The sequence below is a fragment of the Pseudomonas sp. RIT-PI-AD genome (assembly GCF_025642785.1).
Classification (GTDB): domain Bacteria; phylum Pseudomonadota; class Gammaproteobacteria; order Pseudomonadales; family Pseudomonadaceae; genus Pseudomonas_T.
The window spans coordinates 133148-157963 of sequence record NZ_JANZKU010000005.1; the positions used below are offsets into that span (position 1 = coordinate 133148).

Sequence of the window (24816 nt, forward strand, 5' to 3'; positions counted from 1 at the left end):
ATCGGGCGTCGGCCATGGCGAAGGGCGTGGGGGCGAACGGACCCGCTGTCGGCTTCGTTCGGGGTTTCGCCGCGCTGCTGCTGTCGTGCGCGCTCGCCGGGTGCGAGCCCGCGCTGGAGCGCTTCGAGGGGCCGACGATGGGCAGCCGCTACTCGGTGCAATACGTCGGTGTCGCGGGGCTGCCTTCGCGGGACGCCTTGCAAGGGGAGGTGGAGACGATCCTCGGACAGATCGACCGGGACTTTTCCACCTACCGCGGCGACTCGCAGGTGTCCCGCTTCAATGCCGCCCCGGCCGGCACCTGCCAGGCGATGCCCGACGAGGTGCTGGAACTGGCGCGCGCCGGCGCGGCGCTGTCACGTGAAAGCGACGGCGCCTTCGACCTGACCCTCGAACCCTTGCTCGATCTCTGGGGCTTCGGCCCGCAGTCCAGGGGCGAGCGCGTGCCGACACCCGCGGAAATCGACGCCGTGCGGCAGCGGGTGGGCCATCGCCACCTGCGGATCGAGGCGCGCGCGCTGTGCAAGGACGTGGCCCTGCAACTGGATTTCAATGCCATCGCCGCCGGTTACACGGTGGATCGGGTCGCCGCGCGGCTGGAGGCGCTGGGCGTGAAGAACTTCCTGGTGGAGATCACCGGCGAATTGAAGGCCCAGGGGCATCGCCCGGACGGCTCGCCCTGGCGGATCGGCATCGAGGCACCGCACGCCGATCGGCGCGAGGCGCAGCGACGCCTGGCCCTCGACGGCCAGGGGGTGTCCACCTCCGGCGATTACCGGCACTACTTCGAGCGGGACGGGCGGCGTTATTCCCATACTCTCGACCCCGCCACCGGCGCGCCGATCCGACATGCCTTGGCGTCGGTCACCGTGGTGGCGCCTTCGGCGCTGCGCGCGGACGGGCTTTCCACGCTCCTGATGGTGCTGGGCCCGCGGCGCGGTCTGGCCTATGCCGAGCGGCAGGGGATCGCCGCGCTGTTCGTCAGCCATGAGGGCGAGGGATTCGTCGAGCGCGCCAGCTCCGCCTTCGACCGTTTGCCGGTCGCAGGGCCCTGATCGCGAATGGGCAGGGCGTGCCGCCGGGAGGCGCTACGCTTTGCCATGTAGTGGACGCAACGCTCGCCTACGCCGCGACCACGCGCTAATGTGCAGCGTTTTGCAGCGCGGTTAAGCTGCGAGGACAAGACGTCATGCCCCTCCCGCGGGCGCGACGCCGTAACGAAGGGGAATGACAGATGGCGGTCTACAACTACGATGTGGTGGTGCTGGGTTCCGGCCCGGCCGGCGAAGGCGCGGCGATGAACGCCGCCAAGGCCGGGCGCAAGGTGGCCGTGGTCGACAGCCGCCGCGTGGTCGGCGGCAATTGCACGCACCTCGGCACCATCCCGTCGAAGGCCTTGCGCCATTCGGTCCGGCAGATCATGCAGTTCAACACCAATCCGATGTTCCGGCAGATCGGCGAACCCCGGTGGTTCTCCTTCCCGGACGTGCTGAAAAGCGCGGAGAAGGTGATCGCCAAGCAGGTGACCTCGCGCACCAGCTACTACGCCCGCAACCGCATCGACACCTTCTTCGGCACCGGCAGCTTCGCCGACGAGCAAACCATCGAAGTGGTCTGTCTCAATGGCGCGGTGGAAAAACTGGTCGCCAAGCAGATCATCATCGCCACCGGCTCGCGACCCTATCGCCCGGCGGACATCGACTTCAACCACCCGCGGGTCTACGACAGCGACACCATCCTTACCCTGAGCCACACGCCGCGCCGGCTGATCATCTATGGCGCCGGGGTGATCGGCAGCGAATACGCCTCGATTTTCAGCGGCCTCGGGGTGCTGGTCGACCTCATCGATACCCGCGACCAGTTGCTCAGCTTCCTCGACGCGGAGATTTCCCAGGCGCTGAGCTATCACTTCAGCAACAACAACGTGCTGGTGCGGCACAACGAGGAATACGAAAACGTCGAGGGCACCGACAACGGGGTCATCCTGCACCTGAAGTCGGGCAAGAAGATCAAGGCCGATGCCTTGCTCTGGTGCAACGGCCGTACCGGCAACACCGACCGCCTCGGCCTGGAGAACATCGGCATCAAGGTGAACAGCCGCGGGCAGATCGACGTCGACCAAAGCTACTGCACCGGCGTCTCTAACATCTACGCCGCGGGCGACGTGATCGGCTGGCCGAGCCTGGCCAGCGCTGCCTACGACCAGGGCCGCTCGGCTGCGGGCAGCATCGTCGACAACGGCAGCTGGCGCTTCGTCGATGACGTGCCGACCGGGATTTACACCATTCCGGAGATCAGCTCCATCGGCAAGAACGAGCGCGAGCTGACCCAGGCGAAGATTCCCTATGAAGTGGGCAAGGCCTTCTTCAAGGGCATGGCGCGGGCGCAAATCTCCCATGAACCGGTGGGCATGCTGAAGTTGCTGTTCCACCGCGAGACGCTGGAAGTGCTCGGCGTGCACTGCTTCGGCTACCAGGCCTCGGAGATCGTGCACATCGGCCAGGCGATCATGAATCAGCCGGGCGAGGCGAATACCATCAAGTATTTCGTCAACACCACCTTCAACTACCCGACCATGGCGGAAGCCTATCGAGTGGCCGCCTTCGACGGCCTCAACCGGCTTTTTTGAGCGGCTCCGGCCGGTGGCCTGAGCCGGTCGGAGACAAGGACTTCAGCGATTCCCGAGGGTGGCGCTGGCCAAACCGGGAAAGTCTGTGATCAGGCTGTCCACACCGAAATCGGCGAGCCGGCGCATCAGCGCCGGTTCGTTCACCGTCCACACCGATACGTGCAAGCCCTGTTTCTGCGCCTTCAGCAGGCGCTCCGGGGTGCATAGGGTCCAGTTCAGCGCCAGCAGCGTGCAGCCGTAGTTGGCGGCGACCTTCAACGGGTCCAGCCAGGCGTACTCCGCCACCAGGCCGCGCTGCAGATGCGGCGCCACTTGCTGGAGCGCGCGAAGCACCTCCCGCGAGCTGGACGTCACGCAGACCTTGTCGTTCACGCCATGCCGTTCGGCCAGTGCCGCGATCGCCTCGACGGTCCGCGCGGCGCGCACCCGCGAGGCGCTCTTCACTTCCAGTTGCCAATGCTCGAATGGGCAGCGCTCGAACAGTTCTTCCAGGCGCGGGATCGGGCAGGCCTGCAGGGCGCCGGGGCCGCCCAGGCGGGCATCGTAGGTGACCAGTTCCGCGGCATCGCGCTCGGCCACCTTGCCGCGGCGGCCGGTGGTGCGTTTGAGGGTGGGGTCATGGATCACCATCAGCTCGCCATCGTGGGACAGATGCAAGTCCAGTTCGCAGCGGCGGACGCCATGCTCCAGGCAACGCTGGAAACTGGCGAGGGTGTTTTCCGGGACTTCGCCCTTGGCGCCACGATGGCCGTAGATCAGGGTCATGCCGATTCCTCGAAAGGGAAAGAGCCACCAGTCTGCATAAAAAAGCCCATGCCGTGTAGCGCCATTTGGGCGCGCGGGCGGCGAGGCGGCAGCTGCGGGGCGTCAGGTCGCGAACGGTGCCGTGGACAGTGTTCCGATTCGACGCGCGACGGTTAGTGAAGCCGCTCGATCAGCGCGTCGGCGCCGCGGCGTTGGCCGGGACATGGTGGGCGACGCTGTCGATCACCCGGCCGCTTTCGAAGTAGACCGAGAAATCGCGGTAGTCCCAGCGCGTGATCGGCGGCGTGCCCACGGCGGGGTGTTCCTCGTCCGCCAGGCCGAAGCGGTCCAGGACGGCTTTCTGCGAGGCTCCGCGGGCGGGCATGGAGATATTCGCGGCGCCTTGCTGGCCGAGAGGGATGCTCAGGGTATCGGCCTGGGCCGGCAGCGCCGACCAGAGCGCGAACAACACGGCGAAACGGAACATGGCGGGCTCCTGCAAATGGAAGGGTCGGGGGAGTGGCTCGCTAGGATAGCGATTGCCGCGCGCACCGCTGTGATGCAGTGCAGGCTTTGCGGAGTCTGCCACCGCTGGCGATCGCGGGTGGAAACCGTTCGGCGCCCGGTTGGGAGCACGCGGGTGGCGGGCTGGCGCTACTCGACGGACACGAAGGGGAAGAGGGGTTACTGGGGGCCGTTCGCCTGGTCGCGGGCCTTGCGCCGTTCCATCGCCTGTTTTTGCAGGATGTGCCGCGCCAGCAACTGCCGCTGGGCATCGGAAAGGGCCTCGAACTCGGTGCCGATTTCGAATTGTCCGTCCTCGCGGATACGGCAATGGACCACCTGGGCCCGTAGCAGCAGACCGAGCGCCTGGGGCATCAGCACGATCTTGAGGGCAAGGTGGGTGCCCACGGCGAGCGCCTGGGCATGATCGAAACTGATGCCGCCTTCGGACAGGGTGACGTGTCGCGGCATGCCGATCTCGCGCAGCAGGCTCTGGGCCATCGCCTGGCCGATCAGGTCGATGCGCTTGTTCATCACCTTGAAGTAGCTGGCGAGGGTGCGATCACGCTCGCTGATGTGGCGCAGCAGGTGTTGCGACTCGAAGTCCAGCAGGTGCAGGTCGCTCAGCAGATTGAACAACGGCGAGGCATCGTGAAGCGCTTCGCTGGCCAGCGCGTCGGCGCCGGTGAGGAGGCTGAATTCCAGTGCGATCGTATCTTCGATGCGATAGTATTCGCGGCGGTCATCCGCGTCTCGTGTCGACATGACGAACCCAAGGCAGCAGTAGTGGTCCGAGTGTAGACGCTGCCAGCCGAGCGCCGCTACAAGGCGTCCTATTCTTTTCACATAGCTTCCGACATGTTCAGACCCTTGCCTGTTTTCCTCGGCGCGCGTTACACGCGGGCCAGACGCCGTAACCATTTCGTTTCCTTCATTTCCCTCACTTCCATCATCGGCCTCGCCCTGGGCGTGGTGGTGATGATCGTGGTGCTGTCCGTGATGAACGGCTTCGACCATGAGATGCGCACCAACGTCCTGGGCATCGTGCCTCAGGCCAGCATCGAGGGCGAACAGCCCATCGCCGACTGGCACGCTCTCGCCGAGCGCGTGCGCCGGCATCCGCGTGTGGTGGCGGTGGCGCCCTTCACCCAGATGCAGGGGCTGCTGACCAACAACGGCAAGGTGCAGAAAATCCTGATCACCGCGGTCGACCCGAGCCTGGAGGCCAGCGTTTCCAGCATCGGCAAGGCGTTCAAGCCGGAAGACGGCGCCAAGGGATCGCTGGATGCCCTCAAGGCCGGGGAATTCGGCATCCTCATCGGTAACCGCGCGGCGGAGAAACTCGGCGTGGGGGTGGGCGACAAGGTCACCTTCGTCGCACCGGAAGTGTCGGTCACCCCGGCCGGCATGTTTCCGCGAATGAAGCGCTTCACCGTGGTGGGGATCTTCCACGTCGGCGCGGGCGAGATCGATGGCTACATGGCCATGACCCATCTGGACGACGCCGCCCGCCTGCTGCGCTGGAAGCCTGGCCAGGTGCAGGGGCTGCGGCTCAAGCTCGACGACCTGTTCGAGGCGCCGCGGGTGGCCTGGGAACTGGCCAAGACCGGCGATTACTACGCCCGGGACTGGACGCGCACCCATGGCAATCTCTACCAGGCGATCCGCATGGAGAAAGCCATGATCGGCCTGCTGTTGCTGCTGATCGTCGCGGTCGCCGCGTTCAACATCATCTCCACCCTGGTCATGGTGGTCACCGACAAGAAGGCCGACATCGCCATCCTGCGCACCCTGGGGGCGACCCCGCGGCAGATCATGGCCACGTTCATGGTGCAAGGCACGGTGATCGGCGTGTTCGGCACCCTGATCGGCGCGGTACTCGGCATACTCGCGGCGCTCAACGTCAGCCGGGCGATCGCCGGTCTGGAGGGCCTGATCGGACATAAGTTCCTCGATGCCGAGGTGTACTTCATCGACTACCTGCCGTCCCAGTTGATGGCCCAGGATGTGCTACAAGTCTGCGCCGCCGCCCTGATCCTGAGTTTCCTCGCGACCCTATATCCGGCCTGGCGTGCCGCGCGTACCCAGCCTGCGGAGGCATTACGTTATGAGTGAGAAGGCCGTTCTGAGTTGCCGCGACCTGGGCAAACGCTACGAGGAAGGCCCGCAATCGGTGGAAGTGTTGTCCGCCGTGGCGCTGGAGTTGCTGCCGGGGGAACGCGTCGCCATCGTCGGCAGTTCCGGTTCCGGCAAGAGCACCTTGCTCAATCTGCTCGGCGGCCTGGACACCCCGACCCGCGGCAGCGTCTGGCTGGCCGGCGAGGAGCTGTCCGCCCTCAACGAAAAGGCCCGCGGATTGCTGCGTAACCGTGCCTTGGGTTTCGTCTATCAATTCCATCACCTGCTGCCGGAGTTCACCGCCCTGGAGAACGTCTGCATGCCCTTGCTGATCGGCAAGACCGCGATTCCGGAAGCCCGCAAACGTTCGACCGAGCTGTTGCAGCGGGTCGGGCTCGGGCACCGGCTGGCGCACAAGCCGGCGGAGCTGTCCGGCGGCGAGCGTCAACGGGTGGCCATCGCTCGCGCCCTGGTGAACAACCCGGCCCTGGTGTTGCTCGACGAGCCGACCGGTAACCTCGACCAGCACACTGCCCAGGGCATCCAGGAACTGATGCTGGAGCTCAGTGCCTCGTCGCGCACCGCCTTCATGGTGGTGACCCACGACTTGCAGCTGGCGCAGCAGATGGACCGCGTCCTGCGGCTCGAAGAAGGCCGGTTGGTAGCGGCGTGATGTTCAGACCTCTCTCGATCTTCATCGGCACCCGGTATACCCGCGCCAAGCGGCGCAACCACTTCATTTCGTTCATCTCCCTCACCTCGATGATCGGGCTCGCCCTGGGCGTGCTGGCGATGATCGTGGTGCTGTCGGTGATGAACGGGTTCCAGAAGGAAATGAGTGCGCGCATCCTCGGGATGGTGCCCCACGCGACCCTCGCCGCCGAGCATCCCCTCGACGATTGGCACGACGTCGCCGCGGTGGCCATGCGCCAGCCGCAGGTGATTGGCGCGGTGCCCTTCGCCGAGCTGGAGGGCATGCTGTCCTACAAAGGCACCATGCAGCCGATCCAGATCCATGGCATCGATCCGCGGGAAGAGCCCAAGGTGTCGATCATCGGCCAGCACATCGTCCAGGGCAGCCTGGACGACCTGCAGCCCGGCTCCTTCGGCATCGTCATCGGCGAGATCACCGCGCGCCGCTTTCACCTGAATACCGGTGACAAGCTGACGCTCATCGTGCCGGAGGCCAGCAGCGCCCCGGGCGGGATCACCCCGCGCATGCAGCGCTTGAACGTGGTGGGTATCTTCAAGGTCGGCGCCGAGCTGGATGGCTCCCTGGGCCTGATCCACTACGCCGATGCCGGCGCCATGCAGCGCCTGCAACCCGGGCAGGTGCAGGGCGTGCGCATCGCCCTCAAGGACCTGTACCAATCGCCCAGCGTGGCCGCAGCCATCGTCAAGGAGCTGGGCGCGGGCTTCCGCGCCGACGACTGGACCCATACCCAGGGGAGTCTGTTCAGCGCGATGAAGATGGAAAAGACCATGATCGGTCTGCTGCTGCTGCTGATCATCGCGGTGGCGGCCTTCAACATCATCGCCACCCTGATCATGGTGGTCGCCGACAAGCGCGCCGACATCGCGATCCTGCGTACCCTCGGCGCCACGCCACGCCAGATCATGGGCATCTTCATGGTCCAGGGAACGGTGATCGGCGTGATCGGCACCCTGATCGGCGGAGTGTTCGGTGTCCTCGCGGCGTTGAACGTGAGCAGCCTGGTGGGCTGGATCGAGCGTATCACCCATCAGCAGATCCTCACCTCCGACGTCTACTTCATCAATTACCTGCCTTCCGACCTGCAATTCGGAGACGTGGCGATGATCTGCACGGCGGCATTGCTGCTGAGCTTCCTCGCCACCCTATACCCGGCCTGGCGCGCGGCCCGTACCCAGCCGGCCGAGGCCCTGCGCTACGAATGATGCCGACGGCCGCAGAGGGCTCGATTAGCGGCTAAGCTGTCGGACGGCCGCAGGATGCGGCCATCCCCGGAACGGATTCCAGGACATTCGATGCGTCTCGCACTGCTGGGCCTTGCCGCAGGGCTGCTGCTCCTGCGTTGCCTGCCGGCGCTGCCACCCGGTTGGGTGCTGGCGGCGCTGGCTGTCTCCGCCTCGTTGCTGTTGCCGTCCCGCGGCTACCCCCTCGCGCTCGCCATGCTCGGCTTCTGCTGGGCCTGTCTGTCCGCACAGCAGGCCCTGGACGATCGCCTGCCCGCCGAGCTGGATGGGCGCATCCTCTGGCTGCAAGGGCAAGTGGTGGGGTTGCCGGAATGGGAGGAGGGCACCGTGCGTTTCCAGCTGGAGGAGGCCGACTCGCGGCGGGCGCGCTTGCCGGCGCGCCTGCGCCTGTCCTGGCAGAACGCGCCGCCGCTCGAGGCCGGCGAACGCTGGCGACTGGCGGTGAAACTGAAACGTCCCCGTGGCCTGGTCAATCCGCAAGCGTTCGATTACGACGCCTGGCTGTTGGCCCAGCGCATCGGCGCCACCGGAAGCGTGAAGGCCGGCGAGCGCCTGCAGGCCGCGCAAGGGCTGGCCGCCTGGCGTGATCGCGTGCGTGGGCGCTTGCTGGCGAGCCCCGCGATGGGCCGCGAAGGCGCCCTGGCCGCGCTGATCCTGGGGGATGGCTCGGGGTTGAGCCCGGCCGATTGGCGTTTGCTGCAGGACACCGGCACCGTGCACCTGCTGGTGATTTCCGGGCAGCACATCGTGATGCTCGCCGGGCTGTTGTACGCGCTGGTGGCCTGGCTGGCGCGCCATGGCGCGTGGCCGCGACGCTGGCCCTGGCTGCCCTTCGCCTGCGCCCTGGCGTTTGCCGGAGCCAGCGGCTATGGCCTGCTCGCGGGCTTCGACGTCCCTGTGCGACGCGCCTGCCTGATGGTCGCGGTGGTGCTGATCTGGCGCCTGCGGTTTCGCCCTCTCGGCGTCTGGACCCCATTGTTGCTGGCATTGTGCGGCGTCCTGCTGGGCGAGCCGCTGGCCAGCCTGCAGCCGGGTTTCTGGTTGTCGTTCGCTGCGATGGCCTTGCTCGCCTGGACGTTCAGCGGACGCTTGGGCGCCTGGGGCCCATGGCGCACCTGGTGGCGCGCGCAATGGCTGTTGGCCCTGGGGCTGATGCCGCTGCTCGGCTGGCTGGGTTTGCCGCTGAGTCTCTCCGGGCCGGCGGCGAACCTGCTGGCAGTGCCCTGGGTGAGCCTGGTCAGCGTACCCCTCGGGCTGGCCGGGATGCTCTGCCTGCCGATTCCCTATCTGGGCGACGGATTGCTCTGGTTGGCCGGCGCCTCCCTGGCCGCGCTGTTCGCCGTCCTCGGCTGGATCGCCCCCTGGTTGCCCGCTTGGCTGCCGGTGGCGTTGCCGTTCTGGAGCTGGCTGCTCGCCGGCATCGGCGTATCGGTCCTGCTGCTTCCGGGCGGCGTGCCGTTTCGCGCATTGGGCGGACTGCTTCTGCTGCCGCTGTTTTTCCCCGTGTTGCAGCGGCCTGCGGAAAGTCGCGCGGACGTGTGGATGCTGGACGTGGGGCAGGGGCTCTCGGTGCTGGTGCGTACCCGCGACCACAGCCTGCTGTACGATGCCGCGCCGCGCCAGGGCGCGTTCGACCTCGGCGACCGGGTGGTGCTGCCGTCCTTGCGCGCCCTGGGACTCGCGCGACTGGACCTGATGCTACTCAGCCATGCCGACAACGATCATGCCGGCGGTGCGCTCGCCGTCCAGCGCGGCATGCCGGTGGAACGCGTGCTCAGCGGGGAGGCGCCGCTGCTGCCCGCCGCCTTGCATGCGCAGCCCTGCACGGAGGAGCGCTGGGAGTGGAACGGGGTGCGCTTCGCCACCTGGCGCTGGCCGCTCGCGCGCACCGGCAACGATGCCTCTTGCGTGCTGAGCGTGGAGGCCAACGGCGAGCGCCTGTTGCTCACCGGCGATATCGGCACGGCCGCCGAAGCCGCCTGGCTGGCGACGCCGGGCGATCATCGCGTCGATTGGCTGCTGGCCCCTCATCACGGCAGCCGCAGTTCCTCGTCGACCGCGCTGTTGCGTGCGACTTCGCCCAAGGCGGTGCTGATATCCCGCGGCTGGTCGAACGCATTCGGTCATCCGCACCCCGTCGTCCTGCAGCGCTACCGGGCGCAAGGCGCGCAGATACTCGACAGCGCCGAGTCGGGAGCGATACGGCTCCGCCTGGGCGATTACCGGCAGGCGTCGAATCTGCGTGATCAAGCACGTTTCTGGCGGGAAAAATGAGAACCGGGGCCGTCGGCGAGCTTCCGTCCCTATGCTAGAGTGGCGCCACTTTTTCGAGGGGGATTCGTCACCGTGTGGGAGTTGGTCAAAGCAGGCGGCTGGATGATGCTGCCGATCATTTTGAGTTCTATCGCGGCCCTCGGCATCATCGCCGAACGTCTCTGGACCCTGCGCGCCAGTAAGGTCGCGCCGCCGCATCTGCTCGGGCAGGTGTGGCTGTGGATCAAGGAGAAGCAACTGAATGGCCAGAAGCTCAAGGAGCTGCGTGCGTCATCGCCGCTGGGCGAGGTACTGGCCGCCGGCCTGGCCAACTCCAAGCACGGTCGCGAGATCATGAAAGAGTGCATCGAGGAGGCCGCCGCACGGGTGATCCACGAACTGGAGCGTTATCTCAATACCCTCGGCACCATCGCCGCCATGGCACCGCTGATGGGGTTGCTGGGTACGGTGATCGGCATGATCCAGATATTCAGCGCTTTCATGGGGGCGGGGACGACCAACGCGGCCTCCCTGGCCGGCGGGATTTCCACCGCGCTGATCACCACCGCCGCGGGCCTGCTGGTGGCCATTCCCGCCTTGTTCTTCCATCGATTCCTGGTGCGCAGGGTGGATGAGCTGGTCGTCGGCATGGAGCAGGAGGCGATCAAGCTGGTGGAAGTGGTGCAGGGCGACCGCGACGTCGACATGGGCGAACCCCGGGTCGAGATCAGGGAAACGCGCAAGGACACTCGCAAAGAGGGCAAGAAGGCGTGAAATTCCGGCGCAAGGCACGGGAGAACATCGAGATCAACCTGGCTTCGTTGATCGATGTGGTGTTCATCCTGCTGCTGTTCTTCGTCGTCACCACGACGTTCACCCGCGAGACCCAGCTCAAGGTCGACCTGCCCGAAGCCGCCAGTGGCACACCGGTCGAGAACACCGAGCTCAAGCAACTGGAAATCTCCATCAGTGCCGACGGCACCTACGCCTTGAACGGCCAACTGCTGCTGAAGAGCGACCTGGACAGCCTGATGGCCGCCCTGCAGAAGGAGTCGTCCGGCGACAATAGCCTGCCGCTGTCGATCAGCGCGGACGGCAAGACTCCGCACCAAGCCGTGATCACCGCGATGGATGCGGCCGGCAAGCTGGGCTTTTCCCACCTGCGTATCGCCACCGTCGAGGCCCAGGCGGCCAAGCCCTGATCGTGTCCCTCGCCGACCGCCTGCTCTCCGCCTGGTACCGGGGTCACCCCGGACTGGTCCTGCTGCGCCCCCTCGAGGGGCTCTATCGGTGGGTAGTGACGCGCAAGCGCGCACGTTTTCTCAGCGGCCGGAGCGAGGCCTATCGGGCCCCGGTACCCGTGCTGGTGGTGGGTAACATCACCGTCGGCGGCACCGGCAAGACACCTTTGATTCTCTGGCTCATCGAGCACTGCCGCGCGCGGGGCCTGCGGGTTGGGGTGATCAGCCGGGGCTATGGCGCGCAACCGCCGCGCTTGCCCTGGCGGGTGACGGCCGAACAGGATGCGCGGGAGGCGGGCGACGAGCCATTGCTGATCGTCCGGCGCGCCGCTGTACCGCTGATGATCGATCCGGATCGCGCACGGGCCGCACGGGCCCTGCTCGAGGCGGAGCCGCTGGATCTGCTGCTGAGCGACGATGGCCTGCAGCACTACCGCCTTGCCCGCGACCTCGAGTTGGTGCTGATCGATGCGGCCCGTGGCCTCGGCAATCGTCATTGCCTGCCCGCCGGTCCGCTGCGCGAACCGGCCGAGCGTCTGCTCAGCGTGGATGCCGTGTTGCACAACGGCGCCTCCGAGGACCCACAGGGCGCCTATGGGTTCCGCCTCAGGCCGACCGCCCTGGTCAACCTGCGCAGTGGCGCGCGCGTCGCCCTCGATCACTTTCCGACCGGCCAGGTCCTGCATGCGGTGGCCGGCATCGGCAATCCGCAGCGTTTCTTCGCCACGCTCGAAACGCTAAACTGGCGGCCGATTCCGCACTCTTTCCCCGACCATGCCCGCTACAGCGAAGCCCTGTTGGATTTCAGTCCCTCGGCACCGCTGGTCATGACCGAGAAGGATGCGGTGAAGTGTCAGGCTTTCGCCGCCGCCGACTGGTGGTATCTGGCGGTGGAGGCCGAGCCGTCCGGCGCTTTCGTCCGTTGGCTGGACGATGAGTTGACGCATCTGCTGCCCGACCGTCGCTGATTCCCGCCGTACCGGTGGGCCCGCGACCCTTCTCCCGCTCCGAGGACCCACCATGGACCCGAAACTGCTCGATATTCTCGCCTGCCCCATCTGCAAGGGACCGCTCAAGCTCAGCGACGACAAGAGCGAGCTGATCAGCAAGGGCGCGGGCCTGGCGTTCCCGATCCGCGACGGCATCCCGGTGATGCTGGAAAGCGAGGCGCGCAGCCTGAACACCGACGAACGCCTGGAAAAATAAATGAACGACGCCTTCATCGTGGTCATCCCGGCGCGCTTCGCCTCCAGCCGCTTTCCGGGTAAGCCGTTGCAGGCCATCGCGGGCAAGCCGATGGTCCAGCACGTCTGGGAGCGCGCCTGCCTGAGTTCGGCGCAGCGGGTACTGGTGGCCACCGACGATGCCCGTATCCTCGCGGCCTGCGAGGCCTTCGGCGCCGAGGTGGTGATGACCCGCGCCGAGCACGATTCCGGTACCGATCGCCTGGCGGAAGTGGCCGCTCATCTCGGCTTGGGCGATGCCGAAATCCTGGTGAACGTCCAGGGCGACGAGCCGCTCATTCCGCCCTCGATCATCGATCAGGTCGCGACCAACCTGGCAGCCCACCCGGAGGCGGGAATCGCCACCCTGGCCGAGCCACTCGAGGACGTCGCGGCGCTGTTCAATCCCAACGTGGTCAAGCTCGTCCATGACCGCGATGGCCTGGCCCTGACGTTCAGCCGCGCGCCCTTGCCCTGGGCGCGGGATGCGTTCGCCGGGGACCGCGAGCGCCTGCCCGCCGGCGTACCCTATCGCCGACACATCGGCATGTACGCCTACCGCGCCGGATTCCTGCGCGATTTCGTCGCCTGGGGACCCTGCTGGCTCGAGCAGACCGAGCGCCTGGAGCAGCTCCGCGCGCTTTGGCACGGTGTGCGCATCCACGTGGGCGACGCCCTGGAAGCCCCGCCCACCGGGGTCGACACGCCGGAGGATCTGGAGCGGGTCCGCCGTCTGCTGGAGGCTTGAGGCATGCGCGTACTCTTCGTATGCCTGGGCAATATCTGCCGCTCGCCGACCGCCGAAGCGATCTTCCGCCAGCGTTTGCGTGCGGCGGGGCTGGACGCCCGGGTCTCGGTGGATTCCGCCGGGACCGGTGACTGGCACCTGGGCAAGGCGCCCGATCCCCGCACCCGCGACGCAGCCCTGCGTCGCGGCTACGATCTTTCCGCCCTGCGCGGGCGCCAGGTCGGCGTGGAGGATTTCTCCTCGTTCGACCTGGTGCTGGCGATGGACGCCCGCAACCTCAGCCATCTGCAAAGCCTGCTGCCCGCTGCGGCTCCCGCGGAGGTGGATCTCTTCCTGCGCCGCTACGGCCTGGAGCCCCACGAGGTCCCCGATCCCTATTACGGCGGCGAGCAAGGCTTCGAGCAGGTGCTCGACCTGATCGAGCGGGGCTGCGACGGGCTGCTCGCGGAAGTGGAGGCGCGGCTGTGCACCTGACGGTGGAGGAGGGGGTTTCCCTTAAGCCCTACAACACCTTCGGTCTGGACGTCAGGGCGCGTTACTTCGCCGAGGCGAACGATGACCAGCAGGTGCTCGAGGCCCTCTCGTTCGCCCGCGCGCGGGGCATTCCGCTGCTGCTGCTCGGGGGCGGCAGCAATCTCCTGTTCAGCAGGGACCCGGATGGGTTGGTGCTGCGCATGGCCAGCCGCGGTATCCGCGTCCTCGAGGACGATGGTCGGCGCGCGCTGATTGAGGCGGAAGCCGGGGAGCCTTGGCATCCCTTCGTGCAGTTCACCCTGGCGCGGGGTTTCGCCGGCCTGGAAAACCTCAGCCTGATACCGGGCACCGTCGGTGCCGCCCCGGTGCAGAACATCGGTGCCTATGGCGTGGAATTGAAGGATGCGTTCTCCGGACTGGACGCATTGGACAGGTCCGATGGGCGCCTCGTCGCGTTCGATGCCGAGGCCTGTGCCTTCGGCTATCGCGACAGCCTGTTCAAACGCGAACCGGAGCGCTGGGTGATTCTCAGGGTGCGCTTCGCTCTCGATCGTCAGGCGCCCCTGCAGCTGGACTACGGCCCGCTGCGCCATTGGCTGGCCGAGCGGCGCATAGCGGCCCCGTCCGCGCTGGACGTCAGCCATGCGGTTTGCGCCATTCGCCAGGAAAAGCTGCCCGATCCCTCGGTGCTGGGCAATGCCGGCAGTTTCTTCAAGAACCCCCTGGTGAGCGCCGACGCCGCCACGCGCCTGCGTGAATGCTATGCCGATCTGGTGGCTTACCCGGTGGCCGACGGGCAGGTCAAGCTGGCCGCTGGCTGGTTGATCGAGCGTGCCGGTTGGAAAGGGTTTCGTGACGGCGATGCCGGCGTCCATCAGAACCAGGCATTGGTGTTGGTGAACCATGGCCAGGCCAGTGCCGCGGATATTCTCGGGCTGGCGCAGCGCATCCAGGCAGACGTCCAGGCTCGTTTCGGCGTGGCACTGGAGATGGAGCCGAACCTGGTCTGAACGGCGATCCCGACGCCCAGGATTTCCGTGAGGGAATGAAAAAGGGGATGCCAATGGCATCCCCTTTTTCGTCAGCTTGGAAAATCAGGTACGCGGATGCTCATCCGAGTGGCGTGCCTTGTTTTCCAGTTCCTTCTCTTCGTCCGACAGCTCGGAATCGACGGTGAAGGGAGACGTCGCGACGCTGTCCACACCGGTGGTTTCATCCACCTGGGGCAGCGGCTCCACGGCGTGCGCCTGCTGTGCCGGTTCTGCCTGTTCTGCCTGTTCAGGCATTGCGGCCAGCTCGGGCTCGTTCGCCGGTGCTTCATCCACTGGCGATTGCTCGGCGGTTGCAGGTTCGGCGTCGACCGCAACTGGACTGGTCGCAGCGACAGGCTCGGCTTTGGGGGCCAGAGCGGCTTCCCGGGCCAGGCGCTCGGCTTCGCGCTGACGACGGCGAACTTCGCGCGGATCGTTGGGCGCACGGCCACCCGCGCTGACCGGAGCGGAGGCATCTGCGACCGCAGGTACTTCGGGGGCCGCGCTGGCCTCGGAAGGCTCCGCAGCGATCGACGGAGCGTCCTCGGCCGACGAGAACGCCTCGGCGGGCGCTTCGACCGGCAGCAGGGCCGGCTCGTCAGCGTAGGTCGAGGTCGCCAGGCTGGCTTCTTCCACGGCTTCTACCGGCTCGTTCGAGGTGGTTTCGGTCGTCGGCGGAAGAGGGCGTTCCTGCAAAGCCAGGTCCGCTTCGGGTTCACCGGCGATGACTGCCGTTTCCGTTGCGATGGCCGCTTCGCTCAAGGCGTTGGCAGCGGTCGCGGCGAACACTTCGCCGGCGCTTTCCTCGGCGGTTTCGCCGCCTTCCTCGATGCCGACTTCACGCTGGCGTTCGCGACGGTTGCTGCGACGACGCTGGCCACGGGAGCGGCGGCGTGGGCGTTCGCCGTCACCGTTATCCTGGCTGTCGTCGTCGAGGGTCTCGTCCGTGGTCAGCAATTCTTCTTCGCTGGAGGTCGCTGCCGGCTCCGGGCGGGGCTGACGCTCTTCGCGAGGCGGACGCTCGGCGCGTTCGCGACGGGGTTCCTGACCTTCGCGGGGTTCGCGTTCGGCGCGAGGTTGACGCTCCTCGCGCGGCTCACGTGCGGGACGCTCTTCGCGGGGTTCGCGCGGCTCGCGTGCCGGACGCTCTTCCCGGGCTTCACGGGGCGCACGTTCTTCGCGGGCAGGGCGCTCTTCGCGCGGCGCACGCTCCTCGCGTGGCTGGCGCTCCTCGCGGGGGGCGCGCTCTTCGCGGGGCGGACGCTCGGCGCGCTCGCGGCGAGGCTCCTGGCCTTCGCGCGGCTCACGGGCCGGACGCTCCTCGCGGGGCTCGCGGCTCAGGCGTTCTTCGCGGGGCGCACGCTCTTCGCGGGGTTTGCGCTCCTCGCGGCCGCCTTCGCGACGACGGTTCTGCTGGCGACCGTTGCGGCGCTCTTCGCTGCGCGCCGGACGTTCGGTGGCCGCCGGCTTCTCGGCGGCGACGGGCTGCGCTTCTTCTTCCTTGCCGGCGAACAAGCCGACCAGGGACTTCACCAGGCCCTTGAGCAGGCTCGGGCTGGGAGCGGCCGGGGCCGGTTGCGCGGCCTGGGGCTGCACTTCGGCTTCGTGGGCCTGTACCGGCGGAGCCGGACGGTCCTGGGCGATGGTCTTGACGGCGGCTTCCTGACGAACCAGGGTGCGCGTGGCGCTGACCGGCTGGACTTCATCGTGTTCTTCCGGGCTCATCTCGTAGCTATAGAGTCCGGACAGCAGTTCAGGGCTGTCGTCGCGCAGGCGCTGTACTTCGAAGTGCGGGGTCTCGAGGTGATCGTCCGGCAGGATGAAGATGCGCGCGCGGGTACGCAGCTCAATCTTGGTGATCGCGTTGCGCTTTTCGTTGAGCAGGAAGGCGGCAACCTGGAAAGGCACGCGGGCGCGGACTTCCGCGGTGCGGTCCTTGAGGGCTTCTTCCTCGATCAGGCGGAGGATCGCCAGCGACAGGGATTCGACGTCGCGGATGATGCCCTGGCCGTTGCAACGCGGGCAGACGATGCCGCTGGTCTCGCCGAGGGACGGGCGCAGGCGCTGGCGGGACATTTCCAGCAGGCCGAAGCGCGAGATGCGACCGACCTGCACGCGCGCGCGGTCGGCTTCCAGCGCTTCGCGGACCTTGTCCTCGACGGCGCGCTGGTTCTTGGCCGGAGTCATGTCGATGAAGTCGATGACGATCAGGCCGCCGATGTCGCGCAGGCGCAGCTGGCGGGCGATTTCTTCAGCCGCTTCCAGGTTGGTCTGCAGGGCGGTTTCTTCGATATCGCCACCTTTGGTGGCGCGCGCCGAGTTGATGTCGATGGACACCAGGGCTTCGGTCGGGTCGATGACGATGGAGCCGCCCGACGGCAGCTTCACTTCGCGCTGGAAGGCGGTTTCGATCTGGCTCTCGATCTGGAAACGGTTGAACAGCGGAACGCTGTCCTGATAGAGCTTGATCTTGTTCTGGTATTGCGGCATCACCTGGCGGATGAAGCTCAGGGCTTCCTCCTGGGCTTCCACGCTGTCCACCAGCACTTCGCCGATGTCCTGGCGCAGGTAGTCACGGATGGCGCGGATGATGACGTTGGATTCCTGGTAGATCAGGAAGGGCGCGCCGCGCTCCACGGAAGCTTCCTTGATGGCGCTCCACAGCTGCAGCAAGTAGTCCAGGTCCCATTGAAGCTCTTCGCTGCTGCGGCCGAGGCCGGCGGTACGCACGATCAGGCCCATGTCGGCCGGGGCGTCGAGGCCGTTCAGCGCCTCGCGCAGTTCGTTGCGTTCTTCGCCTTCGATGCGCCGGGAAATGCCGCCCGCGCGCGGGTTGTTCGGCATCAGTACCAGGTAGCGGCCGGCGAGGCTGATGAAGGTGGTGAGGGCGGCGCCCTTGTTGCCACGTTCCTCTTTCTCGACCTGGACGATGACTTCCTGGCCTTCGTTCAGGACTTCCTTGATGTTGACCCGGCCTTCCGGGTTCTTGCGGAAGTATTCGCGGGAGATTTCCTTGAGGGGCAGGAAGCCGTGGCGATCGGCGCCGAAGTCGACGAAGGCGGCTTCGAGGCTGGGCTCGACGCGGGTGATGCGGCCTTTGTAGATGTTGGCCTTTTTCTGTTCGCGGGCGCCCGACTCGATGTCCAGGTCATACAGGCGTTGCCCATCGACCAGCGCTACACGCAACTCTTCGGGCTGAGTCGCGTTAATCAGCATTCTCTTCATGTGATACCAATGGTTTCCGGGGCTACCGGAAACGGCGTTCGGCACACACGACTCTCACGGTCGGTGTCGGGCGCGCATCAGCGACGGCCGGGCCGCCGCTGGGTCTAGCGACGATCGGCCAGAGGGGCCGGGTCGCGACAGCGTTTCCTGCTCGCTGTTGTGGCAACAGAAGCGCTTGGGTCAGGAGGAGGAATCAACCGTCGGTAGCGGACGAGATGGAGCGTCTTGAGTAAAGCCTGTGCTACGCAGTCCGACGGTTGTGCATCTCCACCCTACACGTAATCCTTGAAAATCGGGTGCCGCTCGCAGAATCCGGAGCGGGTTGCATTTACCGTAATCGACCCTGGGGCAGATCACGCGTCATGGCTCAAGGCTCTGTTTTCGGACTATCCAGGGCGATGCGCTGGATATCGCGTCGGACGGCCTGACGTCCTGAAAGGATTGCAAGTGGCCGGGATGGCAGTTTTGGGGATCATCCGCGAGCCAGGCCGCTTTTGGCGGCCTTGCGAATATAGCAGCAATCATTAAGTGCTTCAATTCAATAAAAAATTGTTATCATGCTGCGATGACCACTCCCGCCTCTCCGATCTCCGCAGTCCGCCTGCTCGAGGTCCCGCCGGAATACGCCGGCCAACGCATCGATAATTTTCTGCGCACCCAGTTGAAAGGCGCGCCCAAGACCCTGATTTACCGCATCTTGCGCAAGGGTGAGGTACGAGTGAACAAGGGCCGCATCAAGCCAGACTACAAGTTGCAGGCCGGGGATGTCGTGCGGGTCCCGCCGATACGGCTGGCCGAGCGCGACGAAGCGGCGCCCCTGGCGCAAAGCCTGCTGGAGCGGCTCGAGGCCGCCATCGTCCATGAGGACAAGGCGTTGATCGTCCTGAATAAGCCGGCGGGTATCGCGGTGCATGGCGGCAGCGGCCTGAGCTATGGCGTGATCGAGGCTTTTCGCCAGTTGCGTCCCGATACCAAGGATCTGGAGTTGGTGCACCGACTCGACCGGGACACTTCCGGACTGCTGATGATCGCCAAGAAGCGCAGCATGCTGCGGCATCTCCATGAGGCGTTGAGGGGCGATGGCGTGGACAAGCGCTACCAGGCGCTGGTGCGCGGCAGTTGGCCCACCTCCAAGAAACAGATCAATGCGCCGCTGCTGAAGAACAACCTGCGTTCCGGCGAGCGGATGGTCGAGGTCAATGACCAGGGCAAGGATGCGTTGACGCTGTTCCGCGTGTTGCGCCGTTTCGGCGAGTTCGCGACGCTGGTGGAGGCCAGTCCGGTGACCGGGCGCACTCACCAGATCCGCGTGCATGCGAAACACGCCGGGCATGCGATCGCCGGCGATCCCAAGTATGGCGACGAAGACTTCACCCGCGAGATCCGCGAGCTGGGCGGCAAGCGCTTGTTCCTCCATGCCTATTCGCTGCGCATCGCCATGCCCGATGGCGGCGAGCTGCACGTCGAGGCGCCGGTGGACGCCATGTGGGCGCAGACCCTGGAGCGTTTGAGTGCATCCTGACTATGATTTGCTGGTGTTCGATTGGGACGGCACACTAGTCGACTCCATCGCGCGCATCGTCGAATCCATGCGCGTCGCGGCGGCGGGCTGCGATCTGCCAGTGCGGGACGAAGCGGCGATCAAGGGCATCATCGGGCTCGGTCTTCCGGAGGCCATCCGTACCCTTTATCCGGCATTGGAGCACGGAAGTTGCCTGGAGCGCTTTCGAGCGTTGTACAGCGATCACTACCTGACCCTGGATGCCGAGCCCTCGGCCTTTTTCCCGGGCGTGACCGAGGCGCTGGCATCTTTTCGCGAGCAGGGTTATCGCCTGGCGGTGGCCACGGGTAAGAGTCGTCGGGGTTTGCATCGCGTCCTGCAGGGGCACGGCTGGCTGGATTACTTCGATGTGACCCGTTGCGCGGACGAGACGGCGAGCAAGCCGGACCCGCTGATGCTGCATGAAATCCTGGCCCACTGCCGGGTGGCGCCCGAGCGGGCACTGATGATCGGCGACTCGCCCTTCGACCTGCGCATGGCCCGGCATGCCGGGATGGATGCGGTAGCGGTCGGCTACGGGGCGCAATCCTTGGAAATCCTGCGGGCGGAATCGCCCTGCCTGGCCATCGAGCGCTTCGACGAATTGCGTGCCTGGCTAACGTCCGGGGGCGCTGAATTAAAGACCTTAGAGGTGAATGAGCATGGCGGATGAATGGAAGGCACCGGCAGCCGGTGATGCCGATGACCGAAGCTGGAGGCTGTTGGAGAAGGCGGTATTGGCCAGCGTGCAGGAGCAGCGCCGTTCGCGGCGCTGGGGGATTTTCTTCAAGGTCCTGACCTTCCTGTACCTGTTCATCGCCCTGGCGCTGTTCTCGCCGGCCTTCGACCTGAAGAAAAGCGCTGCTCGTTCGGGGAACCACACGGCGCTGGTCGAGGTGCGCGGCATGATCGCCGATCAGGAAGCGGCCAGTGCCGACAATATCGTCACCAGCCTGCGGGCCGCCTTCGAGGATCCGAAGACCAAGGGCGTGATTCTCAGAATCAACAGTCCGGGCGGTAGCCCGGTGCAGTCGGGCTACATCTACGATGAAATCCGCCGCCTGCGCGAAGAACACAAGGACATCAAGGTCTATGCGGTGATTACCGACCTCGGGGCCTCCGGCGCCTACTACATCGCCAGCGCCGCCGACGAAATCTATGCGGACAAGGCCAGCCTGGTCGGTTCCATCGGCGTCACGGCTGCCAGCTTTGGCTTCGTCGATGTGATGAACAAGGTCGGCGTGGAGCGGCGTGTCTACACCTCGGGCGAGCACAAGGCGTTCCTCGATCCCTTCCAGCCGCAGAAGGAAGACGAAACCCGCTTCTGGCAGGGCGTGCTCGACACGACCCACCAGCAGTTCATCGACAGCGTGAAGAAGGGGCGGGGCGACCGCCTGAAGACCGAGGGCCATCCCGAGCTGTTCTCCGGTTTGGTCTGGAGCGGCGAGCAGGCGTTGCAACTGGGATTGGTGGATCGGCTGGGCAACAGCAGCTATGTGGCACGCGAGGTCATCGGTGAAAAGGACATCGTCGACTACACCGTCCAGGATTCGCCGTTCGACCGTTTCGCCAAGCGCCTGGGTGCCAGTATCGCCGAGCATGCGGCGCTCTGGATGGGCTTCCAGGGGCCGACCCTGCGCTAGGCAGGGCGGTCAGGGAATCTCGATTCCTTCCTTTATAAGCATGTCCACCAGCCGGATCAGCGGTAGGCCGATCAGGCTGGTGGCGTCTTCCCCTTCGGTCTTGCGGAACAGGCTTACGCCCAGGCCTTCCGCCTTGAAGCTGCCGGCGCAGTCGTAAGGCTGTTCGGCGTGCAGGTAGCGGGTGATTTGGGGCTCGTCCAGGGGGCGGAAGTGCACGGTGAAGGGCACGCAATCCACCTGGCAGCGGCCGCTGCGGCTGTCGAGCAGCGCCAGGCCGGTCAGGAAGCGTACGCTGCCCCCGCTGGCTGCCACTAGCTGAGCTTTCGCCCGTTCGAAGTCTCCCGGCTTGCCGAGGATGCGCTCGCCGTTCACCGCGACCTGGTCCGATCCTATGATCAGGCCGTCAGGGTGATGGGCGCTCAGGGCGCGTGCCTTCTGTTCCGCGAGGCGCTTCACCAGGGCCTCGGCGGGCTCGCCGGGTCGAGGGCTTTCATCGATGTCCGGCGCCATCCAGACGAAAGGTAGGCGTAGGCGTTCGAGCAGTTCGTGCCGATAACGCGAGCTCGAGGCCAGCAGCAGTGGGGTCATGGGAGTCTCCGGGGTGGCGAGGCGTCCATTCTAAGCGGGCAGGGCAAGTGCCTGACAATGCGGAATTTCTTTGACAGAGGCGGGGGCCATCCCTAGAATGTCGCGCCATGTTGAATGGGCCGATTCCACCTCACGTTGATCCGCGCAAACTGGCAGATCGTGGCGCCACCCTTGAGGGTGAAATGCCATTGTCCGGTTTGGAGCGACTCTGCGATCCGCTTGCGGACGACACCGGCGTCGTGCGGGTAAAGCTGCTTTTCGATCGCGACGAACGTCGCGCCATGGTCATCCATAGCGCACTCGACGTCGAGGTGAAAATGGTTTGCCAGCGTTGTCTGGAGTTGGTCACTTTGCCTATCCACAGCGAAACCGTGTACGCGGTCGTCAAGGAAGGCGCGGATACCCAGTCGCTGCCGAAGGGCTATGACGTGCTGGAAGTGGGCGAGGATCCTCTGGATCTGATGACGTTGGTGGAGGATGAGCTTCTGCTCGCCCTGCCCATCGTTCCGGCCCATGACCCTGAAGATTGCCAGCAGCCGGGGACGGTTCACGACGAGCCCGAGCCGAGCGAAGACGAGGTAACGCGGTCCAACCCGTTCAGCGTACTGGCGCAGTTAAAGCGTGACCCAAACGTTTAGGAGTTAATCTATTATGGCTGTTCAGCAGAACAAAAAATCCCGCTCTGCCCGCGACATGCGTCGTTCCCACGATGCGCTCGAGGCCAATGCCTTGTCCGTCGAGAAGAGCACTGGCGAAGTTCACCTGCGTCACCACGTTTCCCCGGAAGGCGTTTACCGGGGTCGTAAAGTGATCGACAAGGGCGCCGACGAGTAATCCTTGTCCGCTCCTGTCATCGCGATTGATGCAATGGGTGGGGACTTCGGTCCCCACTGCATTGTTCCGGCCAGCATCGCCTGTCTGGCTGAGTTTCCCTCCTTGCATCTGGTCCTCGTCGGCCAAGCCCCTTTCCTCGAAGAACTCATCGCTCGCGCGTCCGCGGTCGATCGTCGTCGCCTGCACGTCGAGCATGCCGGCGAGGTGATCGGCATGGACGAGCGTCCGTCGCAGGCTCTGCGCGGCAAGCCGGACGCTTCGATGCGGGTGGCGCTGGATCTGGTTCGCCAGGGTCGCGCGCAGGCGTGTGTCAGCGCCGGCAATACGGGCGCTCTGATGGCGTTGTCGCGGCATATCCTGAAGACCTTGCCGGGCATCGACAGGCCCGCCATGGTCCGGGCGGTTCCCACTTCGCGGGGCGAATGCCATCTGCTCGATCTGGGGGCCAATGTCGATTGCAGCGCCGAGCAGCTCTATCAATTCGCGGTGATGGGATCGGTGACCGCCGAGCTTCTCGGGACGCCGCATCCACGTATAGCGCTGCTCAACGTGGGTACGGAGGAGACCAAGGGCAACCAGCAGGTGAAGCTGGCGGCGAGTCTGCTGCGCCAGGCGCCGGGCCTGAATTATGTCGGCTTCATAGAGGGCGACGGGCTGTATCGCGGCGAAGCGGATGTGGTCGTGTGCGACGGCTTCGTCGGCAACATTCTGCTCAAGGCGAGCGAAGGTCTGGTCACGATGATCTCCGCGCGCATCGAGGCACTCTTTACGCAGGGCGTGGGTTCGCGCCTGGTCGGTGCGTTGGCGTTGCCCATCCTGCGTCGCTTACAGGGCGAGCTCGCGCCGGCGCGACATAACGGCGCGAGCTTCCTCGGCTTGCAGGGCATCGTGGTGAAGAGCCATGGCGCGGCGGGCCAGGAGGGCTTCCAGAGCGCGATCCGGCGCACGTTCGCCGAAGTCAGGGAAAACCTGCCGCAGCATCTCCATGGCCGCCTCGAGGATCTGTTGCTGTAGATGTGACCGCCGGGCAAAGGTCGTCATCCAACAGTTCAGTTCGACGCGCCTGGCGCAGCCAGGCCTTTCTCTCACGACGATCCGTTACCAAGGGAACAGTCAATGTCCGCATCCCTCGCATTCGTCTTCCCCGGTCAGGGTTCGCAGTCCCTGGCCATGCTCGCCGAGCACGGCGAGCGTCATCCCGGCGTTCTCGATACCTTCGCCGAGGCTTCCGCGGTTCTCGGCTATGACCTCTGGGCGTTGGCGCAGCGAGGTCCCGAAGACGCGCTCAATCAGACCGACAAAACCCAGCCGGCCATCCTCACGGCTTCCATCGCGCTCTGGCGGCTCTGGGCGTCCGAGGGCGGCGCTGCGCCTGCTTATGTGGCAGGCCATAGTCTCGGCGAATATTCGGCCCTGGTCGCCGCCGGCAGCCTCGATTTCGCGGCGGCGGTGAAGCTGGTCGAGTTGCGTGGCCAATTGATGCAGCAGGCCGTACCGGCCGGGCAGGGCGGTATGGCCGCCATCCTCGGTCTCGAGGATGCCGAGGTCATGGCGGCCTGTGCCGAGGCCGAGCAAGGTGAAGTGGTCAGCGCGGTCAATTTCAACGCCCCTGGCCAGGTGGTGATCGCCGGTAACGCTTCGGCAGTCGCGCGTGCCATCGAGGCCTGCAATGCGCGCGGCGCGCGGCGCGCCATGGCCTTGCCGGTGAGCGTGCCTTCCCATTGCGCCTTGATGCGTCCGGCTGCCGAACGCTTCGCCGAGACGGTGGAAGCCGTCGACTGGCAAGCGCCGCGAATCCCTCTGGTACAGAACGTCAGCGCCGATGTGGTGAAGGACGTTCAAGGCCTCAAGCAAGCTCTTCTGGCCCAGCTGTACAGCCCGGTGCGCTGGACCGAATCCATCGTTCGCCTAGCCGAACTGGGCGTGACCCAGTTGGTCGAGTGCGGCCCTGGCAAGGTATTGAGCGGCTTGAACAAGCGCTGCGTGAAAGGCATCGGCCTTTTCAACCTGGACACCCCTGATGCTTTTGCCGCAGCCCGCGCGGCGCTGGCCTGAACGAGGAAAC

General features: G+C 65.9%; 25 protein-coding genes. 20 read left to right on the forward strand and 5 right to left on the reverse strand.

Annotation, left to right across the window (positions count from 1 at the left end):
* The first annotated feature begins 14 nt into the window (after positions 1 to 14).
* The gene (locus OGL92_RS06280) at positions 15 to 1055 is read left to right on the forward strand and encodes an FAD:protein FMN transferase (protein ID WP_263141777.1); all 1041 of its coding nucleotides are present in this window, start codon (positions 15 to 17) and stop codon (positions 1053 to 1055) included.
* Positions 1056 to 1234: 179 nt separating this feature from the next.
* On the forward strand, positions 1235 to 2629 hold the full coding sequence (gene sthA, locus OGL92_RS06285) for a Si-specific NAD(P)(+) transhydrogenase (RefSeq protein ID WP_263141780.1): 1395 nt from the start codon (positions 1235 to 1237) through the stop codon (positions 2627 to 2629).
* 42 nt (positions 2630 to 2671) lie between these two features.
* On the opposite strand, the gene OGL92_RS06290 is transcribed toward sthA, so the two are convergent.
* The 3 genes from OGL92_RS06290 to OGL92_RS06300 all read right to left on the reverse strand — a co-directional run bounded on the left by OGL92_RS06290 (position 2672) and on the right by OGL92_RS06300 (position 4642).
* Entirely contained in the window at positions 2672 to 3394 is a 723-nt protein-coding gene (locus OGL92_RS06290) for a glycerophosphodiester phosphodiesterase (RefSeq protein WP_263141782.1), read from the reverse strand.
* A 169-nt stretch (positions 3395 to 3563) separates the two neighbouring features.
* On the reverse strand, positions 3564 to 3860 hold the full coding sequence (locus OGL92_RS06295) for a phosphodiesterase (RefSeq protein WP_263141783.1): 297 nt from the start codon (positions 3858 to 3860) through the stop codon (positions 3564 to 3566).
* 197 nt (positions 3861 to 4057) lie between these two features.
* Positions 4058 to 4642 carry a PilZ domain-containing protein gene (locus tag OGL92_RS06300; RefSeq protein ID WP_263141785.1) on the reverse strand — a complete coding sequence of 195 codons (585 nt, stop codon included), beginning with the start codon at positions 4640 to 4642 and terminating at the stop codon, positions 4058 to 4060.
* 93 nt (positions 4643 to 4735) lie between these two features.
* Here OGL92_RS06300 and OGL92_RS06305 point away from each other — a divergent pair, with 93 nt between their 5' ends.
* The 11 genes from OGL92_RS06305 (at position 4736) to murB (ending at position 14900) form a co-directional block, all read left to right on the forward strand.
* Positions 4736 to 5992, forward strand: a complete 1257-nt coding sequence (locus OGL92_RS06305) for a lipoprotein-releasing ABC transporter permease subunit (protein ID WP_263141787.1) — start codon at positions 4736 to 4738, stop codon at positions 5990 to 5992.
* Positions 5985 to 6668, forward strand: a complete 684-nt coding sequence (gene lolD, locus OGL92_RS06310; protein ID WP_263141788.1) for a lipoprotein-releasing ABC transporter ATP-binding protein LolD — start codon at positions 5985 to 5987, stop codon at positions 6666 to 6668. Before OGL92_RS06305 ends, lolD begins: the two co-directional genes overlap by 8 nt.
* Entirely contained in the window at positions 6668 to 7912 is a 1245-nt protein-coding gene (locus tag OGL92_RS06315; RefSeq protein WP_263141790.1) for a lipoprotein-releasing ABC transporter permease subunit, read from the forward strand. The genes lolD and OGL92_RS06315 overlap by 1 nt, the downstream gene beginning before the upstream one ends.
* A 90-nt stretch (positions 7913 to 8002) precedes the next feature.
* On the forward strand, positions 8003 to 10225 hold the full coding sequence (locus OGL92_RS06320; protein WP_263141791.1) for a DNA internalization-related competence protein ComEC/Rec2: 2223 nt from the start codon (positions 8003 to 8005) through the stop codon (positions 10223 to 10225).
* Between the two features lie 72 nt (positions 10226 to 10297).
* Positions 10298 to 10978 (forward strand): MotA/TolQ/ExbB proton channel family protein, encoded by a 681-nt coding sequence (locus tag OGL92_RS06325; protein WP_263141793.1) that lies wholly within the window; start codon positions 10298 to 10300, stop codon positions 10976 to 10978.
* Positions 10975 to 11406: a biopolymer transporter ExbD gene (locus tag OGL92_RS06330; protein WP_263141796.1), complete on the forward strand. Its 432-nt coding sequence runs from the start codon at positions 10975 to 10977 to the stop codon at positions 11404 to 11406. Before OGL92_RS06325 ends, OGL92_RS06330 begins: the two co-directional genes overlap by 4 nt.
* 2 nt (positions 11407 to 11408) lie before the next feature.
* Positions 11409 to 12413 carry a tetraacyldisaccharide 4'-kinase gene (gene lpxK / locus OGL92_RS06335; RefSeq protein ID WP_263141798.1) on the forward strand — a complete coding sequence of 335 codons (1005 nt, stop codon included), beginning with the start codon at positions 11409 to 11411 and terminating at the stop codon, positions 12411 to 12413.
* A 52-nt stretch (positions 12414 to 12465) separates the two neighbouring features.
* Entirely contained in the window at positions 12466 to 12651 is a 186-nt protein-coding gene (locus OGL92_RS06340; RefSeq protein WP_263141801.1) for a Trm112 family protein, read from the forward strand.
* Complete coding sequence (kdsB, locus tag OGL92_RS06345) at positions 12652 to 13416, forward strand: 3-deoxy-manno-octulosonate cytidylyltransferase (RefSeq protein WP_263141804.1); 765 nt, start codon at positions 12652 to 12654, stop codon at positions 13414 to 13416. It begins immediately after the preceding gene.
* Between the two features lie 3 nt (positions 13417 to 13419).
* Complete coding sequence (locus OGL92_RS06350; RefSeq protein WP_263141807.1) at positions 13420 to 13890, forward strand: low molecular weight protein-tyrosine-phosphatase; 471 nt, start codon at positions 13420 to 13422, stop codon at positions 13888 to 13890.
* The gene (gene murB / locus OGL92_RS06355; RefSeq protein WP_263142119.1) at positions 13887 to 14900 is read left to right on the forward strand and encodes a UDP-N-acetylmuramate dehydrogenase; all 1014 of its coding nucleotides are present in this window, start codon (positions 13887 to 13889) and stop codon (positions 14898 to 14900) included. The genes OGL92_RS06350 and murB overlap by 4 nt, the downstream gene beginning before the upstream one ends.
* Before the next feature lie 84 nt (positions 14901 to 14984).
* Here the strand turns inward: murB and rne are convergent, their stop codons facing one another.
* Complete coding sequence (rne, locus tag OGL92_RS06360) at positions 14985 to 18146, reverse strand: ribonuclease E (RefSeq protein ID WP_263141810.1); 3162 nt, start codon at positions 18144 to 18146, stop codon at positions 14985 to 14987.
* Between the two features lie 565 nt (positions 18147 to 18711).
* Here rne and rluC point away from each other — a divergent pair.
* Genes rluC through sppA form a run of 3 tightly spaced genes read left to right on the forward strand, consistent with a single transcriptional unit; the run spans position 18712 to position 21329 of the window.
* Entirely contained in the window at positions 18712 to 19668 is a 957-nt protein-coding gene (rluC, locus tag OGL92_RS06365; RefSeq protein WP_263141812.1) for a 23S rRNA pseudouridine(955/2504/2580) synthase RluC, read from the forward strand.
* Positions 19658 to 20359, forward strand: coding sequence for an HAD-IA family hydrolase (locus OGL92_RS06370; protein WP_263141813.1), 702 nt, complete (start codon positions 19658 to 19660; stop codon positions 20357 to 20359). The genes rluC and OGL92_RS06370 overlap by 11 nt, the downstream gene beginning before the upstream one ends.
* Positions 20349 to 21329, forward strand: a complete 981-nt coding sequence (gene sppA / locus OGL92_RS06375) for a signal peptide peptidase SppA (protein ID WP_263141814.1) — start codon at positions 20349 to 20351, stop codon at positions 21327 to 21329. Before OGL92_RS06370 ends, sppA begins: the two co-directional genes overlap by 11 nt.
* 9 nt (positions 21330 to 21338) lie before the next feature.
* Here sppA and OGL92_RS06380 read toward each other — a convergent pair whose 3' ends face one another.
* Entirely contained in the window at positions 21339 to 21917 is a 579-nt protein-coding gene (locus OGL92_RS06380) for a nucleoside triphosphate pyrophosphatase (protein ID WP_263141816.1), read from the reverse strand.
* Between the two features lie 107 nt (positions 21918 to 22024).
* Here OGL92_RS06380 and OGL92_RS06385 point away from each other — a divergent pair, with 107 nt between their 5' ends.
* The 4 genes from OGL92_RS06385 to fabD all read left to right on the forward strand — a co-directional run bounded on the left by OGL92_RS06385 (position 22025) and on the right by fabD (position 24806).
* Positions 22025 to 22555: a YceD family protein gene (locus OGL92_RS06385; RefSeq protein ID WP_263141819.1), complete on the forward strand. Its 531-nt coding sequence runs from the start codon at positions 22025 to 22027 to the stop codon at positions 22553 to 22555.
* Between the two features lie 13 nt (positions 22556 to 22568).
* Positions 22569 to 22751: a 50S ribosomal protein L32 gene (gene rpmF / locus OGL92_RS06390; RefSeq protein WP_013791824.1), complete on the forward strand. Its 183-nt coding sequence runs from the start codon at positions 22569 to 22571 to the stop codon at positions 22749 to 22751.
* Positions 22752 to 22754: 3 nt separating this feature from the next.
* On the forward strand, positions 22755 to 23765 hold the full coding sequence (gene plsX, locus OGL92_RS06395) for a phosphate acyltransferase PlsX (RefSeq protein WP_263141827.1): 1011 nt from the start codon (positions 22755 to 22757) through the stop codon (positions 23763 to 23765).
* Between the two features lie 102 nt (positions 23766 to 23867).
* Entirely contained in the window at positions 23868 to 24806 is a 939-nt protein-coding gene (gene fabD / locus OGL92_RS06400; protein ID WP_263141831.1) for an ACP S-malonyltransferase, read from the forward strand.
* Positions 24807 to 24816 lie beyond the last annotated feature (10 nt).

Excerpts from the sequence above, each read along its gene's own strand:
- OGL92_RS06280 (WP_263141777.1), top strand. The coding sequence starts at position 15 with ATGGCGAAGGGCGTGGGGGCGAACGGACCCGCTGTCGGCTTCGTTCGG.
- sthA (WP_263141780.1), top strand. The coding sequence starts at position 1,235 with ATGGCGGTCTACAACTACGATGTGGTGGTGCTGGGTTCCGGCCCGGCC.
- OGL92_RS06290 (WP_263141782.1), bottom strand. The coding sequence starts at position 3,394 with ATGACCCTGATCTACGGCCATCGTGGCGCCAAGGGCGAAGTCCCGGAA.
- OGL92_RS06295 (WP_263141783.1), bottom strand. The coding sequence starts at position 3,860 with ATGTTCCGTTTCGCCGTGTTGTTCGCGCTCTGGTCGGCGCTGCCGGCC.
- OGL92_RS06300 (WP_263141785.1), bottom strand. The coding sequence starts at position 4,642 with ATGTCGACACGAGACGCGGATGACCGCCGCGAATACTATCGCATCGAA.
- OGL92_RS06305 (WP_263141787.1), top strand. The coding sequence starts at position 4,736 with ATGTTCAGACCCTTGCCTGTTTTCCTCGGCGCGCGTTACACGCGGGCC.
- lolD (WP_263141788.1), top strand. The coding sequence starts at position 5,985 with ATGAGTGAGAAGGCCGTTCTGAGTTGCCGCGACCTGGGCAAACGCTAC.
- OGL92_RS06315 (WP_263141790.1), top strand. The coding sequence starts at position 6,668 with ATGTTCAGACCTCTCTCGATCTTCATCGGCACCCGGTATACCCGCGCC.
- OGL92_RS06320 (WP_263141791.1), top strand. The coding sequence starts at position 8,003 with ATGCGTCTCGCACTGCTGGGCCTTGCCGCAGGGCTGCTGCTCCTGCGT.
- OGL92_RS06340 (WP_263141801.1), top strand. The coding sequence starts at position 12,466 with ATGGACCCGAAACTGCTCGATATTCTCGCCTGCCCCATCTGCAAGGGA.
- kdsB (WP_263141804.1), top strand. The coding sequence starts at position 12,652 with ATGAACGACGCCTTCATCGTGGTCATCCCGGCGCGCTTCGCCTCCAGC.
- OGL92_RS06350 (WP_263141807.1), top strand. The coding sequence starts at position 13,420 with ATGCGCGTACTCTTCGTATGCCTGGGCAATATCTGCCGCTCGCCGACC.
- rne (WP_263141810.1), bottom strand. The coding sequence starts at position 18,146 with ATGAAGAGAATGCTGATTAACGCGACTCAGCCCGAAGAGTTGCGTGTA.
- rluC (WP_263141812.1), top strand. The coding sequence starts at position 18,712 with ATGACCACTCCCGCCTCTCCGATCTCCGCAGTCCGCCTGCTCGAGGTC.
- sppA (WP_263141814.1), top strand. The coding sequence starts at position 20,349 with ATGGCGGATGAATGGAAGGCACCGGCAGCCGGTGATGCCGATGACCGA.
- OGL92_RS06380 (WP_263141816.1), bottom strand. The coding sequence starts at position 21,917 with ATGACCCCACTGCTGCTGGCCTCGAGCTCGCGTTATCGGCACGAACTG.
- OGL92_RS06385 (WP_263141819.1), top strand. The coding sequence starts at position 22,025 with ATGTTGAATGGGCCGATTCCACCTCACGTTGATCCGCGCAAACTGGCA.
- rpmF (WP_013791824.1), top strand. The coding sequence starts at position 22,569 with ATGGCTGTTCAGCAGAACAAAAAATCCCGCTCTGCCCGCGACATGCGT.
- fabD (WP_263141831.1), top strand. The coding sequence starts at position 23,868 with ATGTCCGCATCCCTCGCATTCGTCTTCCCCGGTCAGGGTTCGCAGTCC.